At 41.2% G+C, this 16666-nt stretch carries 14 protein-coding genes; 2 read left to right on the top strand and 12 right to left on the bottom strand.

The window, feature by feature from the left end; translation table 11 throughout:
• Positions 1–21: 21 nt before the first annotated feature.
• The 6 genes from gyrA to QVH07_RS05505 all read right to left on the bottom strand — a co-directional run bounded on the left by gyrA (position 22) and on the right by QVH07_RS05505 (position 7377).
• Positions 22–2574, bottom strand: a complete 2553-nt coding sequence (gyrA, locus tag QVH07_RS05530; protein ID WP_289999156.1) for a DNA gyrase subunit A — start codon at positions 2572–2574, stop codon at positions 22–24.
• Positions 2575–2669: 95 nt separating this feature from the next.
• Complete coding sequence (locus QVH07_RS05525; RefSeq protein ID WP_289999155.1) at positions 2670–3662, bottom strand: hypothetical protein; 993 nt, start codon at positions 3660–3662, stop codon at positions 2670–2672.
• An 85-nt stretch (positions 3663–3747) separates the two neighbouring features.
• Positions 3748–4263: a hypothetical protein gene (locus QVH07_RS05520; RefSeq protein WP_289999154.1), complete on the bottom strand. Its 516-nt coding sequence runs from the start codon at positions 4261–4263 to the stop codon at positions 3748–3750.
• A 119-nt stretch (positions 4264–4382) separates the two neighbouring features.
• Positions 4383–5030, bottom strand: coding sequence for a ribulose-phosphate 3-epimerase (gene rpe / locus QVH07_RS05515; protein WP_289999153.1), 648 nt, complete (start codon positions 5028–5030; stop codon positions 4383–4385).
• A 24-nt stretch (positions 5031–5054) separates the two neighbouring features.
• Positions 5055–6710: a S8 family serine peptidase gene (locus tag QVH07_RS05510; protein WP_289999152.1), complete on the bottom strand. Its 1656-nt coding sequence runs from the start codon at positions 6708–6710 to the stop codon at positions 5055–5057.
• Positions 6697–7377 carry a hypothetical protein gene (locus QVH07_RS05505; protein WP_289999151.1) on the bottom strand — a complete coding sequence of 227 codons (681 nt, stop codon included), beginning with the start codon at positions 7375–7377 and terminating at the stop codon, positions 6697–6699. Before QVH07_RS05505 ends, QVH07_RS05510 begins: the two co-directional genes overlap by 14 nt.
• Before the next feature lie 117 nt (positions 7378–7494).
• On the opposite strand from QVH07_RS05505, the gene trpF reads away from it, so the two are divergent.
• A complete protein-coding gene (gene trpF / locus QVH07_RS05500; RefSeq protein ID WP_289999150.1) occupies positions 7495–8112 on the top strand; it encodes a phosphoribosylanthranilate isomerase in 618 nt (205 codons plus the stop codon).
• 29 nt (positions 8113–8141) lie between these two features.
• Here the strand turns inward: trpF and QVH07_RS05495 are convergent, their stop codons facing one another.
• The 5 genes from QVH07_RS05495 to QVH07_RS05475 all read right to left on the bottom strand — a co-directional run bounded on the left by QVH07_RS05495 (position 8142) and on the right by QVH07_RS05475 (position 14295).
• Positions 8142–9089: an aldo/keto reductase gene (locus tag QVH07_RS05495; RefSeq protein WP_289999149.1), complete on the bottom strand. Its 948-nt coding sequence runs from the start codon at positions 9087–9089 to the stop codon at positions 8142–8144.
• Positions 9090–9135: 46 nt separating this feature from the next.
• Complete coding sequence (locus tag QVH07_RS05490) at positions 9136–10539, bottom strand: NAD(P)H-binding protein (protein WP_289999148.1); 1404 nt, start codon at positions 10537–10539, stop codon at positions 9136–9138.
• A gap of 39 nt (positions 10540–10578) precedes the next feature.
• Entirely contained in the window at positions 10579–11829 is a 1251-nt protein-coding gene (locus QVH07_RS05485; protein WP_289999147.1) for a putative oxidoreductase C-terminal domain-containing protein, read from the bottom strand.
• Between the two features lie 100 nt (positions 11830–11929).
• Positions 11930–13300, bottom strand: a complete 1371-nt coding sequence (locus QVH07_RS05480; protein ID WP_289999146.1) for a Gfo/Idh/MocA family protein — start codon at positions 13298–13300, stop codon at positions 11930–11932.
• Positions 13301–13326: 26 nt separating this feature from the next.
• A complete protein-coding gene (locus QVH07_RS05475) occupies positions 13327–14295 on the bottom strand; it encodes a DUF6807 domain-containing protein (protein WP_289999145.1) in 969 nt (322 codons plus the stop codon).
• A gap of 80 nt (positions 14296–14375) precedes the next feature.
• On the opposite strand from QVH07_RS05475, the gene QVH07_RS05470 reads away from it, so the two are divergent.
• Positions 14376–15281: a ThuA domain-containing protein gene (locus tag QVH07_RS05470; RefSeq protein ID WP_289999144.1), complete on the top strand. Its 906-nt coding sequence runs from the start codon at positions 14376–14378 to the stop codon at positions 15279–15281.
• A gap of 1 nt (position 15282) precedes the next feature.
• Here the strand turns inward: QVH07_RS05470 and QVH07_RS05465 are convergent, their stop codons facing one another.
• The gene (locus QVH07_RS05465; RefSeq protein ID WP_289999143.1) at positions 15283–16533 is read right to left on the bottom strand and encodes an NAD(P)/FAD-dependent oxidoreductase; all 1251 of its coding nucleotides are present in this window, start codon (positions 16531–16533) and stop codon (positions 15283–15285) included.
• Positions 16534–16666: the final 133 nt, after the last annotated feature.

The following is a 16666-nucleotide window of genomic DNA, read 5'->3' as shown; positions in this document are numbered from 1 at the left end:
CTGTTTTTTTTTGGTTGATTATTATTTTTCTTCAGCTTCAGAGTCATCTTCTGAAACGTCTGGGTTTTCATTTTTTATGTCTTCGGTGTTGTCCTCATTCTCGACAACTTCGCTTTCTTCATCTTCTTCAATGGAGATTTTTTCAACTGATGAAATCTGATCTCCATCAGCAAGCCTAATCAATTTCACGCCTTGAGTGGCACGACCCATCACTCTTAAGTTATCCATAGAGATTCGAATGATAATACCTGATTTATTAATGATCATCAAATCATCTGCATCCACTACTTCTTTTATGGCAACAAGTTTTCCGGTTTTATCCGTCACATTCATCGCTTTGACTCCTTTACCTCCTCTATTGGTGATTCTATATTCACTCAGCAATGAACGTTTACCATAGCCATTTTCAGAAACTACAAGCAAAGTCGCATTCTCTTCGGAGGCACAAACCATGCCAACGACAAAATCTTTTTCATCATTTAACGTTATGGCTTTTACACCTGTGGCGGTACGGCCCATGGGCCTTACAGCTGACTCATGGAAGTGAATCGCCCGTCCAGAATTTGCAGCAATGACGATATGCTGATCGCCATTCGTCATTTTCACATTAACAAGCTGATCTTCTTCCCGGATGTTAAGCGCGATGATTCCATTGGTTCTTGGACGGCTATATTGCTCAAGAGTGGTTTTCTTAATTATCCCGTTTTTGGTGGCCATCACGAGAAAGTGATTATTCAAATAATCTTCATCCTTTAAGTCACCTACCTGAATTATAGCCCTGATCTTATCATCCTTTTCAATGCTGATTAGGTTTTGAATTGGTCTTCCTTTGGAAGTTTTAGAGCCTTCTGGGATGGCATAAGTCTTCAGCCAGAATAATTTACCCTTATCTGTGAATATCAAAAGGTAATTGTGAGTAGATGCAGTAAACAAATACTCTGTAAAGTCATCCTCTTTGGTGGTCACACCTCTGGAACCTACCCCACCGCGACCTTGAGTCCTGTATTCTGTCAAAGCCGTTCGCTTCACATATCCCTGGTGAGAAACGGTGATCACCACTTCCTCATTTGGAATCATATCCTCGTAACTGAAATCCTCAGCATTATGCTCAATTTCCGTTCTTCGGTCATCAGCATAACGATCTCTCATCTCACCAAGTTCAGTCTTGATGATTTCCATTCTACGGTCTTCATTACCCAGAATATCCTTTAGCTCATCGATGAGTGCCATGATTTCCTTGTACTCCTGAACGATTTTTTCTCGCTCCATTCCAGTGAGCCGTTGAAGTCTCATATCGAGAATAGCCCTTGCCTGAATTTCAGATAATTCAAACTTCTCCATCAAACCATTTCTCGCAGTTTCCGGATCAGCAGAATTTCTGATTAGGGTAATAACCTCGTCAAGATTATCCAAAGCAATAAGGTAACCTTGGAGAATATGTGCCCTTTTTTCGGCCTCTTTTAGCTCATATTCAGTTCTTCGAACCACCACTTCATGTCGGTGATCTACATAATGCCTGATTAAATCCTTAAGATTTAATGTATGAGGCCGCCCTTTTACTAGGGCTACATTATTGACTGAAAAAGAGGTCTGAAGTTGAGTATGTTTATAAAGGTTATTCAGCACCACGCTAGGCATGGCATCTCTTTTTAATTCATAAACGATTCGCATTCCGGATCTATCAGATTCGTCCCGAATCGCTGAAATACCTTCAATCTTTTTCTCATTAATTAGTTGAGCGGTTTTCTCAACCATGCTGGCTTTGTTAACCATATAAGGAATCTCGGTGATAATAATCATCTCCTTGTTCCCATTTTCCTTGGTTTCAACATTAGCCTTTCCTCGAACAACCACTCTACCCCTGCCGGTCTCAAAAGCACTTTTTACTCCGTTATAACCATATATGATCCCACCAGTAGGGAAATCAGGAGCTTTTATGTGCTCCATCAGCTCACCTATGGTAATATCCTTGTTGTCAATATAAGCTACAATTCCATCAATTACCTCACCAAGATTATGAGGGGCCATATTTGTAGCCATACCTACCGCAATTCCAGAAGCACCATTTAAAAGGAGTGCGGGAACTTTAGCAGGCAATACGATAGGTTCTTTCAGGGAATCATCGAAGTTGAATTGAAAATCAACGGTATCTTTATTGATATCTGTGAGGAGCTCTTCGGCAATACGCTTAAGTCGCGCCTCTGTGTAACGCATTGCTGCAGGATTATCACCATCAATGGATCCGAAGTTACCCTGGCCATCCACCATGGGGTATCTAAGTGACCATGGCTGTGCCATTCTCACCATAGTATCATAAACCGCTGAATCTCCATGAGGGTGGTATTTACCCAAAACCTCTCCGACAATCCTGGCTGATTTTTTATAGGGTTTGTTATGTAAAACGCCCAGCTCCTGCATTCCATAAAGAATACGTCTGTGAACAGGCTTTAGTCCGTCTCGGACATCTGGAAGTGCTCTGGAAACAATAACTGACATCGAATAATCGATGTAAGCTCCCCGCATTTCCTCCTCAATATTAATGGGTATGATATTCTCGTTTTCGCCTTGGGCCATAAGTCGCTATCTGGGTGTCTAAAATCAGGACGCAAGATAGTAAAAAGCCCAAGGTTTTGAAAAGGGAATTCGATTACAAAATCAGGTAATATTAATCAATACCACTGTCCTATTTTTCGGTTTTGATAATTGAATATTCCACTGCCTCTATATTCGATTCCATTATGCATATGCTTCATCACTACCCCGCATCCGCCGACTTTACATCTTTTGGTCCCGGGGATGCGTATAGCAAAACCAACTTGCAAAGCGTAGACATTTTGGTCAAGCATTTGGATGTCAGGAAGATTGGGGTTGGCATATTGGAAAGACCTGAACTCAGCCCCACCCTTAATGAACATTTTGGTGTACTCAGAAAAGTCTCTTTCAATCCGTAAACCAACACCAAAATACGGATCATCAGAAACAGTCACATTGGGATCCATGCTCGATTGAAGCTTCAGTTGACCAAATTCTGCCTCCAATAAAAATCTCCAGGGGTATCGCTGTCTTGCTCTTTGCGTGAGCTCTGACTGCATGTAAAGATTGTTCGTGGAATAGCGACGGTATTGCCATTTAAGAAAACTCTGTCTCCTCTTGGCATCATACAAAACCAGTCCAACCGTCCCATAAAGCTTACTCACCTGATAACTAGCTCCTTCAAAATTAAACTCATGATCTGAGCCGCGAAGGTTGGAGAAATTCCCCCATTCCATTCCATATCCCCCACCTATAGTCAAAAGACTAAAAAGGTTTATTCTTAGTCCGGCATTAATTGGCATTGCCCATTCACTTGACTTCAAATCAACTGGAGTTTCTTCTGAAAGCTCAAGGATATTGTCAAAATTCTGGACCTGGTAGAATGGGAAATCGTAGGGATTTTCGGAGTAAAAAGGCATTGTAGATTGATGAAATGCTGCCCCTGTAGAAAGTTCGAAACTAAAATTCTCCAAAATGTTTCTAAACGCATTACCCACACTGCTCTCGCTTTTAGGAGCCTTGGCTTTATCAGAAATACCAAAAATATCCTCCCCCTGAGCCAAAGAGAGGCTATAAATACTTGAAACAAAAAAAATAAAGATGCTATGGGTGAATGCTTTCAATCTCATATAATGAGTAACGTTGATTGTTTCAGAATGGTGTAAAATAAAAAAAAGCCTCCAAAAGGAGGCTTCGAAATTCATTAAGTTTAGATCAACCTTCGGAACCGTCTTCCTCAGCCACATTATCTGTTTCTGCGGCCTGAGCAGATTTCATTTCCTCGATCATCTTGTCTAATTTCTCCTTCACTGCTGGATCATCCTTGGTAGCGGCAAGAACTTTATTATAGGTTCCTGCACCAAGAATTTCATCATCCATGATCAGTTCAGTCTTATAATCCTTAACGCTTCCCTGAAGAGCATCCTGGAAGTCCTTCACTGCTTGAAATGCTGCTTTCTCTTCCTCTGTAACATTAGCTTCCGCCATTTTGGCCTCATCGCCCCATGCAGCCTTGATTTCATTGTATCTGGCTCCACCATCGATCACTTCATTATTAAGGATCATGTTCCGCAACTCTTCAGTTTTGGCATCTACATAATTCGATGTCATTACCTCCACATTCGCATATTTTTGAAGGTCTTCGTCAGTTACAGCCTCAGCTGCTTCTTGAGCGTAACTTGCCAACCCGACAAAGGCAAAGAGCGCTCCGAAAAGCATTAGTTTTTTCATAAGTATCGTTAGTTTAAGATTCAGCCTTACAAGAAATAACAAAAAGGCCTAAAAATCAACGATAGAAAGGGTTTTTAGATTTTTTTATGATAAATGGCAGGACCACCGGATAAAGAGACTCAACCTTTCAATTCACTGATAGTTTTTAAGGGCTTATTTGATTTGAAAACAAAACTTCCTGCAACTAAAATATCCGCACCTAATTCAATAAGCTTTGAAGCATTCTCAGAATTAACTCCTCCGTCAATTTCTATTTCAGCCCTAGATCCTGAATCAAGTATCATCTCTTTTAATTTCCGGACCTTATGGTAGGTGTTTTCTATAAACTTTTGTCCGCCAAAACCAGGGTTCACAGACATCATACAAACTAGGTCTATATCTTTAAGAATTTCAGACAAGGCTTCCACTGGTGTGTGAGGATTTATAGCTACACCAGCTTTGGCACCCAAAGAATGTATGGCTTGAATAGTCCTATGCAGGTGAGGACAAGCCTCAATATGTACACTGATGATTTGGGCACCGGCATCCCGAAAAGCTTGCAGATACTGATCCGGGTGCTGAATCATCAGATGCACGTCTAAGGGCTTCTCAGCATGTCTTTTTATCGCTTCTACCACGGGAATTCCAAATGAAATATTGGGCACAAAAATACCATCCATGATATCCACATGAATAAAATCAGCCTCTGATTGATTGAGCATTTGCACCTCTGATTGAAGATTAGCAAAATCTGCTGCTAAAATAGAGGGAGCAACTTTTACGGACATAAAGCTTCGGTTGGGTGATAGATTTTAATTTCTGATTAGCTTCGTTCTTCTCGGCTGTATTCCATCCATCGCCTGAAGAATATAAATACCAGAACTAACCTCATTCAGTCTCAAAATGTAGGGTTCTGTTACCCTATTTCTGTTTAGCTCGGTCTGGATGATTTGACGGCCATTCATATCCGTCAGAATAACTTCAGTACTTAGCTCATTCCCAACCATTATGGATAACACATCACCTTTGGCAGGGTTAGGATAAATTTTCCAAACTATCTCCTCTTGCTCCACTACATCTAGGATTTCACCGTAGTATGCCCGGTAAAAATTAGGTATACCAAAACCTAGCAAATTATCCGGATTATCAGACTGAGTCCCACTTCTTTTAAGATTTTCTACTAATTCCTCTCTGGACCAATCAGGCCTTGCTTGCATCAGGCCTGCGGCCAAAGCTGTCACCTGCGGTGCGGAAAAGGAAGTTCCATTTGCAAAACCCAGGCTTCCATTTGACCTAAGCAAAGCTACTCCAGAGGCAAAGGTAGCGAGGTCAGGTTTCATCCTGCCATCTGCCGTGGGACCTCTACTACTGAATCCTGCGACAACGAGATCACTTGTAGTTCCACCTATTGTAAGGACATCAGGTGCATCTGCAGGAGCGACGAGGGTGCTTTCACCTGAACCATAATTACCCGAGCTATTCACTACCAAAATCCCCTTCCTAGACGCTATCTGTGCTCCTTGGGTAATGACAGCAGTTTTTCCATCCATATCCTCAGAGCTGTAATTCATGCTTGGGTCATCAAAATCATAATACCCAACTGAGCTATGGATAATATCTACTCCAAGGCTATCTGCATACTCAGCTCCTCTTACCCATGTGTATTCTTCTATTCTGTATTCGGTATCATCGTCCTCTGTAATGATCAGGACATAATTGGCGTCGGGTGCGCCCGCCTGAAGGGTTTCTGGGTCATTTGAAGCTATAAGAGATAAAACGTTGGTCCCATGCTGATTATCAAAAAAAACATCTGCCATCCAAGGTCTTACAAAGTCTCTGGTCGCTACTAACTGGTTGTTGTCAAAAAGCTGTGAAAAAATGGATTGGGAGTTAACTGCTGGAAAACCCGCATCCATTACCGCTATGGTGATCCCTTCTCCGCGAAATCCTTCATCATGCATTTCTGGAATGCCTAATAACTCATTTTGAAAATAATAAGGCTTCTCCCCTTCATCTAAAATCCGCTTGTTTTCAGAAAGACAGGTCTCCCTGGTTACGCTAGCCAATACTTTTTCTCGTATTCGGGCATTTGGATTGACTCTGAACCCAGGAGCTACATATTCCACTTTTTCCACAAATGGAAGCTCTGAAACCTCCTTGACTGCACTTTCACTTAAAACGGCAACCGATGCATTAAACCATTTAGAGTTAAAGATGATGTATTCACTCAGTATTTCTACCTCGCTTATATACTTGTTTGAAACAGGTAGGTCCAGACTATCAATTTGTACGCCCTCTTTCGATCTACGGTCCAGTGCCTTCTGGGTTAAATACTGAGATGGATTAGATAAGGAAAATTCTTCCTGAGGCTTGTACTTGTAGAAGACGGCGTATCTATCCTGAGCTTTGGCCGAAAAGGCCCAAAGCAGAATTACCATCAACCAACCAAACTTCTTACTCACGTCCATAATCTACCAATTTCATAAATGATATTTTACCTGAATCGATCAATTGATCTCCAAGACAATCATTTCTAGAGCAGTAAGTTACAACTTCAAAGTATTTTTCCACTAAACCTATGTCTCGGGCATAAATCTCGTACCTGTTGTCCCTAAAGGTAATTTCATCATCGTCTTCGTTTTGAAGAACCCTAAGCAAATCAGCTTCGCTCCGCTCACCCTGCTCAAAAGAAATGCTAGAAACGTACTCAAAATCATCCTTGGCTTGATTTGTATAGATATTCGCGTCCCAAGAAGTTCCTTGAGAAGGAGGAAATACTAAATTTACCGAAATTTGGTTTTGACGGTTTTCTAGGAAAGAAAAGTCCTTAATGTGTCTGGTAAAACTCGATTCTCTTACCCAATTGGATTGATCGATAGATTTGAATCGATCCACAACAAAAACACTTTCTCTTTCTTCATTCAGAAAAAAAGTCCTGACCTCATCCCGATAAAAAAAGCTCTCGGATTCAAAATCATTCTCCCCAAAATAGATTGTTTGATTCACCTCATAAACCCAAAACAGACCAACTTCCAAAGGCTGATATTCAAACCCCAAAGGAATTGGATCTTCTATTTCCCGATCACAGGAAAATAAAAAGATCGCCAGAAAGCTTATGAGTAAAAGTCTGTTCATTCAAAGATTTTCCTAAAAATACTACTTAGTCAAAAGAAAAGTCAATTCTTTTCAAAATCATTCTCGTTCGGTTTTCACAAAATGGCGCTCTGATTACCTTTGCATCAAAGAAAATCTATGGCACTCTCCACTTTTGTCAAAATTAACTCTGTCAACAACCTAACTGATGCTCGGTATTGTGCAGGAATGTATGTAAACCTCATTGGGTTCGATGTTTCACCAAACTCCGAAAAACCTGTTTCCCCAACCACATTCAACGAAATCACAGGATGGCTATCGGGTGTAGACTTCGTAGCAGAATTTAAAGAAGAACCAATTGAAGAGGTTAAGGAGGTAATAAAAGAGTACAACACAAAATGGGTAGAACATACCCGCCTAGATCCTTTACATGCGCTTCGCAAAGAAGGATATGAATGCATTTATAAGCAGGACATCACTAATGTAAAGTCCGTAAAACTAGAGCTGGCGGAAGACCTAAAAGCTCGTGGAATTCTACTTCATATCACTTCCAAAAATGAAAAGTTAACGGAAAGAGAAATAGAGATAGTAAGAAGTTTGGCTGAAAAATGCGAAGTACTTCTTGGTTCAGGTATCGCCTCATCAAATGTGCATAGGCTGCTCCAGGAAATGCCAATTAAAGGAATTACCCTTACAGGTGGTGATGAGATTAAGGTAGGCTTAAAGGATTTTGACGAACTTTCAGAAATACTTGAAGAACTTGAAGTAGAAGACTAAGTCAATATCTCTAAACACCTGATTTTAAGTCAATCCCATAGATCCTTCAAAGTATAAGGACTGTTTTCTCCGGTAAAGAATGTGCCGTCAACGAAACGGTGAGAAATTCCAATATTATCTAGATTTTTTAAGTCCTCACTGTCTAGATTTATTTTTGATGAATCAAAGTTTTCCTTGATCCGACTTTTATTTGCGCTCTTTGGAATTACGGCGATATCCCGAGCAATTGACCAAGCTATTAGAACCTGACCTGCACTGGCTCCATGCTTTTCCCCAATTTCCAAAACGGTTTCATTTTTAAGCAAAACCGGATCATTTTCATGAGCAGCTGTTCTTGAGTCTCCCGAACCTAAGGGAGAATAAGCTGTCATCAGAATTCCATTTGACTTGCAAAAATTCACCAATTCCTTCTGAGGCAAGAAAGGATGCATTTCAATTTGGTTCATTTCAGGCTTTTGGCCGTCGGCATCAAAAATCTCCTTCAGCTTTTTTTGGTTAAAGTTAGAGACCCCAATGTGCTTGGTTAGTCCTTCTTTTTTAACCTCTTGCATTGCTTGCCAAGTCTCTGTTAACGGAGCCTCCTCATAAGTCAAGAAGTCTTCTCTTTCTTTTGCGAAGGTCACTCCTGAGCCAAAAGCAAGAGGCCAATGCACTAAATATAAATCTAGATAGTCGAGTCCTAGATCATTTAAAGTTTGCTCTATTGCTGGTCGAACATGCGACTTTTTATGAGCATTATTCCAAAGTTTAGAAGTAACAAAAAGCTCTTCTCTTTTCACTAATCCCTCCCGAATGGCCTGATCGATTCCTTCTCCAACTTCCTTCTCATTTTGGTAGATTCTGGCACAATCGAGATGTCTGTACCCTGCCTCAATCGCCCAATAAACGGCTTTTTTTACTTCACCAGGTTTACTTTTCCAAGTTCCAAGGCCTAGAATTGGCATCTCGTCACCATTTTGAAATTTTAGATTTTTCATTTGAAGTTTAAACGTTTGGAAGTTGAATATACAAAAGCCCTTGGGTTCAGTCTACCCCTTTTGTATTCAAATATTTTTTGAAACGGTTCATAACCCAAAGGTGGATTCTCGCCTGGGTATTTACATACACAAACCACGGAAGTCGAGGAACAAATTCATGGATGGCAGAAATGATGTATTTCCCATCCAAAACTCCCCTAAATTCAAGCCAGCCATAATCAAATCTCTTAACGAGCCATCCGCCGGATATATAAAAAAGCTGACGGTCTTGATCGCTTCGATCAGGAATCATAGTCAATTGAAGCATAGGCTTTTTACCCCATAAAAGATGAAAATTGATTTCTCCAGTCTCTTTACTTTTCCCTTTAATCAAAAAGCTAAAAAAAGTAGGTAACCAAATGTTATAGCGGTTTGCCACCCATGTGGCGGTGTGTTTATTAATATTCTCCATACGCTGAATACTTCTCACCGTATTTCTTACCCCCGGATTTTGGATAAATTCTGGTAGCTGAGGTTCTTCCTCTGAGTTCAAAGCTATTTTCACAGAGGAAACAAAATCCAAATAATCGATCTCCAAGAGGTCAAACTTTTTATCTTCAGAAACTACTAAAGTGTGCCGAAGACTTTCTACCAAGGGATAAACCAACTGTGGCGGCCCTTCTCCAAAAAGCCCCACCCAAAACTTTGATAGGCCTAAAGAAAAAACAGGGACTGAAAAAACAAGCCTTGGTTTTCCCATGGCTTCAGCTGTTTTTTCCAGCATTTCCCGGTAGGGCAAAATATCATTTCCTCCAATTTCAATTGGCCTATCATAGGCCTTTGAATTACCTATACAGACGTCCATAATGGTCAAAGTATCTCTCAATGATATAGGCTGTGTAAGAGACTCGGTCCATTTTGGACACATCAGGACCGGAAGGTTTTTCACCAGATTTTTGATCATATCGAAAGATGATCCTCCTGGCCCTACGATAATAGATGCCCTCAGAGCGGTCAATTTGGCCTTTCTTGAACCTAACGTTCTCTCCACTTCAAGGCGACTCTTGAGATGTCTTGATAACTGGCTCTCATCTTCGTCTGGCAATAACCCGCCCAGATAAACGATCTGTTGAACCCCAGTCAAAGATGCTGCCCGGCTAAAATTATCTGCCAGAAGTAAATCGGTGTCCTCAAAACTCCCCTGATTCAGTCGGGTGCTGGAATTCATGGAATGAATAAGATAAATCGCCACATCCACACCTCTCAAGGCCTCTGTAGTGGATGAAATGGAATACAATTCAACCTGCCTCCATTCCACATTTGGGTTGGGATTATACTTTACTTCCTTTCGGCTCAGGCCGATCAGATTATACTTTTCATGAAAATGATGAATGAACCAGCGACCTATATAACCGGAAGCACCTGCTATGGCAACTGTTAATTTTTTCTGGTTTTGAGTAGATGTTTCCATGTCGGTTACATGTTAAGAACAGGAAACAAGGCGTTCGGTTCATTTCACCCTCGCCATTCTGCTTGCTTCAGTGGTAGTGAAATATTTTACATCCAAAAAACTCTTCTCCCAATTAGGTAAATCCCCAGCCTCAAAATATTCCAGAAACTTTTCTGTCACCTGTGCAAAATGGGCTTCATGCCCCTTTCTGTAAATTTCCGGGATTTTTATTTGATAGGTGTTGCCTTCCATTTGGATCATTGAAAGGCCAGTAAAATTTGTTTGAAGACTATTTTCAACTACTTCCCTCAAATCATCAACTTGATCCTCTAAAAGTTCAACATAAAGCTGTGGAACGTAGTTTTCCTCTGTTCCTTGACGAATAATCAAATTCGCTTTCGAACCATGGATTTTACTAAAATGTGTATCTCCTCCTCCTTGAGGTGCTTTGAAGTCCCAAGCCACTTTGACCTTGGCATAAACTCCTCCAAGTGTATAGAGCATTTCTCCATTGCAATCCACAGCCAAATTTGTTTTTAAGGTATCCAGCCCAGTGACTTGATTAAACTCATCGGGACTCAAAACTGTAGGCCACAGCCTGGCATCAATCATTTCAATATCCGTACGATTTATAACTGACTCTGACTCAAGGGTCCATTGGATTAAATCCACCAGATGCGTGGTCACATCCACTAATCCATCACCCTCTACCGAGCTATCGAAAAACCATCCGGGCCGCACTAAAGGCTTTCCTGAAACGGTTTTAGAAAAATGATGCACAGACTCTTTGCTGATTCCTGGGTCTTCGGCTGATCCAGCCACCTGTTCTCCAAAAATCTCAGGATACTTTGTTAGCTCCTTCTGTAGAATTGAAGTAATCTCAAATCGCTCAGTCATTATATCATATAAAAGCAGCCCTTTTTCATCTGCTATTCGCAAAGCTTCTTCGAGTTTTTCAAAACCCGCGGGATTAAGGACCAGAGGCTTATCCGCGTAAACGTGAAATCCAGCTTTGACCGCTTCAAGGATATAGTCGATCTTTCGATCATTTTTTCCTGCTACCACCATCACATTTCCAGGGGACATCGAAACCATTTGGCTGAGTGGATCAGCTGATTCATGCCATTCTATGTTCCAGGAGGTGGGGTTTTCTTCACGGGAATTATACCCATCAATTCTAGCTAAATAATCATCCAATTCAGGCCCTGGAGATGCGAAAACTTCAATAGTTGAATCCACATTACTATACATGTCCTTATGAATCAATGCAGCATGAAAATGTCCTGGATCAAGCGTCATGATTTTTATCATCGGCTTTGTATCTGATGTGATTTTGGTCTCAGAATTTTTGCTCGTGCAAAAGGATAATAAGAGGGCTAAAATCAGAACAAAATTAAAAGATTTCTTCATCCTAAGCCTTCACAAAATTGGTCCCATATGGAGCTCTCTGATCTCTCTCAAGATGTGAATTAGCCTCTTGGTCATTGACGAACTTTTCACTTTTTGGATCCCATTCCAACTTTCTACCAAGTTTCATTGCAATATGGCTTACAAGACAAACGGAACAGGCTCTGTGACCAATCTCCACAGGAGAAAGTAATTCGTTCTCCCCTTGAATTGCCCCCAACCAATTACCATGATGTTCATCTGATTTTTGTAAGTGAATTTCATTAGACCCAATTTCAGATTTCAAAATCTTGGGATCAGAAGCATCCAATGCTTTCGTGCTGTTTGCCTGATCCACGGGATCTGATGCAGATGCCACATAATTTCCTCGGGAAACCCAAATCCAACCATCTTCGCCCTCATAACGAATTCCATTTGGGTAACCTCCACTCGTGAGCATACGAATCCCATTTTCATATTCCGCTTTGACCATAAAGTCCCCGTGCACATTCCACAAACCGGACCTCGGGAACTCAGCCACTGCCTCAATAAATCTTGGACCAGTCAGCTCTGTGTCCATTCCCCATGCTGCAGAATCGAAGTGATGTTGCCCCCAACCTGTAATCATACCGGCACCATATTGCTCCAATCGTAGCCAGCCAGGTCTTCCATACCCTTTTTGAGGATGAACGCCTATTTCCGTATATGGAACTTCTGGTGTCGAACCCAGCCATGCATCGTAATTAAGGTTTTCAGGAACAGGCATTTCAGGAGCCTCTGGACCAGAGGGGTCCCCAGGAAGACCTATTCTCACTGTGTGAAGTTTCCCGATTCGCCCATTCCGGACTAATTCCGCAGCAATCCTGAATTGAGGACTAGATCGCTGTTGCGTTCCAAGTTGGAGTTTTACGCCTGTCTTCTTTACTGCCTCCACCAGCTGTTGTCCCTCTTTAATGGTTAATGAGGTTGGCTTTTGAAGATAAACGTGTTTTCCGGCGTAGGCTGCTTCCATGGCTGGTTGAGAATGCCAGTGATCCGGAGTGCTGATCACCACTGCATCAATTTCAGGATCTAAAATCAACTCCTTATAATCCTCATACATTTTTGTATTGCTGTACGAGCTCGAGTTCTTTTTAGCATAGTAGCCATCTACCCAAGCTTTACCATCAGCCATTCTATTTCGATCCAAGTCTGAGACTGCGATAATTTGTGCCACATCATGCTGCCAAACTCCAGGAAGGTCATGATCCCTTGCTATTCTTCCACATCCGATTTGACCAATCTGAATTTTATTACTCGGGGCATTTTTACCAAAAACAGATGCCGGAACAATAGTCGGGAATCCTATGATTCCTGCCGTAAGGGCACTTTTCTTCAAAAACTTTCTTCTTTTCATTTTGCTCATTCTGGGTCTTACTCAATTTATTTTACAAAATCTCTCCAATAGTTTTCTGCTTCTTCTGGACTTAAGTCTCCATCGAAAACTATCATCCTATACTTGAGGGTGTATTTATTATTTGGAAGGATCATCCAGGATTCATGTCGGATGGGACAAAATTCAATAAATACGTTTCCTTTTCCATCATAATTATCCTCTGGCCAAACCCGCATCGGCTCCGGGTGGGCTCTGTTGGTATTATGACTTAGAAAAAGAATACCGCTTTGCCCTGCAGGGCTATTACTCTCACCTTTGACGATTATCCAACGAGCGTTTTTCCCATCCGCCGTTTTCCGGATATCCCCCTCAGAAGTCAAAATGGTACTATTGTCTCTCCCCCAGATTTCCGTGGCTCGAAAACCTAAACCTCCACCATAGCGATAATCATCCAAGAGAATTCCCTCATCCAGCTCTGTGAAAATGGTAGTGGTATAATCTACCAAGTATCGGTTATCGTCAGCAGGCTTAACTTTTATTCTTAGATCTTCTTTGATGGCTATTTGCTTAGACTTCTCAGCTTTCAAATCAAAGTGATGTTGTCTTACATTAAGCTCCGCTGCTCCACCAGCCACCTTCTCCGAGATGACATGAGCAAATTCCACTCTGCCCTTTCTATCTCCAATATTCCAAAAATCCACCTCTCTCCCATCTATCGTCGCGCGGGTATACGGTCCCCAAATACCATAATGATGATAATGATCACTAGGCTGAATTCGGGTAAGAATTTGTCCTGAGGGAGATTTTAAAGGATGGATAAACCCCGATTTACTGAAGACATCATCCACCCCTTCCGGTACAGGTTCTTTTTCAGTTTGATAACTCAAGACCACCTTACCATTTAGAGAAAAATCATATCCTTTAGACGTCTTGGTAAGCCCCGAAAGCTGCCCAAAGGCAACGTGCGCCCCCAATGAAAAAGCTATACAAAGACAAATGATTTTTTTGTAAGACATGATAATTTCAGCTAATTAGGTAGTCAAAATGAAATATATCGAAATATCCTAAAGATTGACGAACCGCTAATCCAAAACCTATGAAGTATAAACTCACGTTTCTTTTTCTCTTTGCTTTGATTTTTCAGGGCTTCACCCAAAGCCTGGAGGAAGTGCCATTTGACAGAACCTGGAAAGGAAAAATTGAATTTTTGGCTCCGGAAGAGACTTCCTTTGACTGGGAGAAAAAAGGTCGGGTGCTGGTATTTTCCCTCTTTACAGGTTTCGAGCATTGGGTGATCCCACATACTGAGGAGGTTGTGAGAGTTTTGGGAGAAAAATCAGGTGCTTTTGATGTGGAACGCTCAGTGGACATCAGGGTCTTTGAACTGGAAAACCTTAAATCTTACGATGCCATCGTACTGAACAATACCTGTTCTGAGAGAGATTACAGAAACCTTTTTTGGGATCAGCTTAAAAGAAATTCGAATGGAGACTCCGCTTCCTTGATGTCAAAAGCTGTAGAACTGGAGAATAATCTCATCCAATATGTAGAGCAAGGTGGAGGGCTCATGGTTCTTCATGGCGGGATCACCACTCTCAACCAATCTGAAAAATTCAGTGAATTACTCGGAGCAAGCTTTGATTATCATCCCCCCCAGCAAGAAATTCAAATCAGGCTTTCCAACCCAAATCACCCATTAGTACAAGCATTTCCTGCTGAAGGATTTAAACATATTGATGAGCCTTATTTCTATAATGGGGCCTTTTCAAAGGGTGATTTTACTTCATTGCTGCATTTCGAAAATGCCTCAATCAAGTCCCAAAGAGAAGGACAGGAATTAACCGAAGGTGTGACTCCAGCGGCCTGGATTCGGGAGCAAGGTAATGGAAGGGTGATGTATTGTGCCCCCTCCCACAACGCGCAAAGCTATGACAATCCTGATCTCCTCCGTTTTTTTCTTGACAACCTTCAGTGGGTTGCGGGTCAAGTGAGTTTTGATTAGGTTAATGAACCGGCATTAAACTTCCTATCACCGCCTGAGCAGCAATTCTGCCAGAGGTCATTGAAGCATTTATTGAGCCATTAAGAAGGAAATCTCCGGCGAGATATACATTATCAACGATCTTTGCTTCTGTGGGTGGAATTTCATATTTCAGGTCTTCCAGTTTGGGAAGAGCATAACCTATTTCATAGGTTTTTTCATGATGAAAATACTCTGCTTTGACCCTGGAAATCCTTTCAAGTTCAGCTTGCACTTTCTTAACCAACTCATCTCCAGAATAATCATGATCCAATACGGTCACTGAAAGCAATGCTCTGCCTTCGGAGGAATATTCTGAAGAAACATCGCTCATGTAAACTATATTATTTATCAAACCCTTAGTACCTGGAATTAACCCAATCATGGGCCTGGCGATAAAAGATTTTTGTGTAGAAAAATAAAGATTTGTCACCCTTTGAGGTTCCGCAAATTGGCCCTGAAGCTGAGGCATTACCTTATCCGGTTGAGTAGCGATTATCACTTTATCCGCTTCAAGGGAGGAGCCATCCTTTAAATAAATCTCGGTCCCTTTGACTTCATCTACAGGAGAATCAAAGAAAATCTGCGTTTTTGACAATTGTTTCCTTAGCATTTCGGGAATCTCTCCCATTCCTTTAGCCGGAATCGCGGCATGCCCAATTGAAAACATCTTGAAAACAAACTCAAACATTCTGGAAGAAGTATTTAAATGAGGCTCTAAAAAAATTCCTCTAAAAAATGGCAGAAAGAAGTTTTCAATAATTTGGGGTGAAAAGCCATATTCCTGAAGATACTGCAGCGTAGGCTTTGACTCTGAAGCGAAAATTTCAGCCTCGGATTTCTTTTTCAAATCCTGAGTAAGGCTAAACATTTTGACCTTATCCAGGAAAGTGCCAACTTTCGAAAAAGCCATGGACACTATTTTCAGTGGATTACGAAGAGGATCAGAAATGATGTATGACTCATTTTCACCGAAAATCACCGCACCTGGAGAAAAAAGCTTCAAGTTCAAAGCAGAATAATCAAGATATTTCTGAGTCTCGGGATAGGCCGTGAGGAGCACCTGAAAACCGTGATCCATTCTGAAACCCTTCAAAACATCCGTCTTAACTCTTCCTCCTATTCGATCTGAGGCTTCGAGAATTATTGGAGAATAGCCGGCCTTTTCTAATTCCAAAGCGCTAACTAATCCGGATAATCCTGCTCCAATGATATAAATCTTTGTTTCTTCCATAAATAAATGCTTTTCTACTTTGGTCTAGGTATGAAAAATGAACTACCATAAAAGCAAAGAGTTTTGGGATTTCACCAAAGCTTTTGACGTACGGTAAATTTAAAAATCTAAAAAATACTAAACTGCTCAAAAT

Origin of the sequence: Algoriphagus sediminis (genome assembly GCF_030403435.1) — a bacterium.
Classification (GTDB): Bacteria; Bacteroidota; Bacteroidia; order Cytophagales; family Cyclobacteriaceae; genus Algoriphagus; species Algoriphagus sediminis.
Note: the sequence above shows the minus strand (reverse complement) of the source record. Positions and strands in the feature narration are given on the sequence as shown.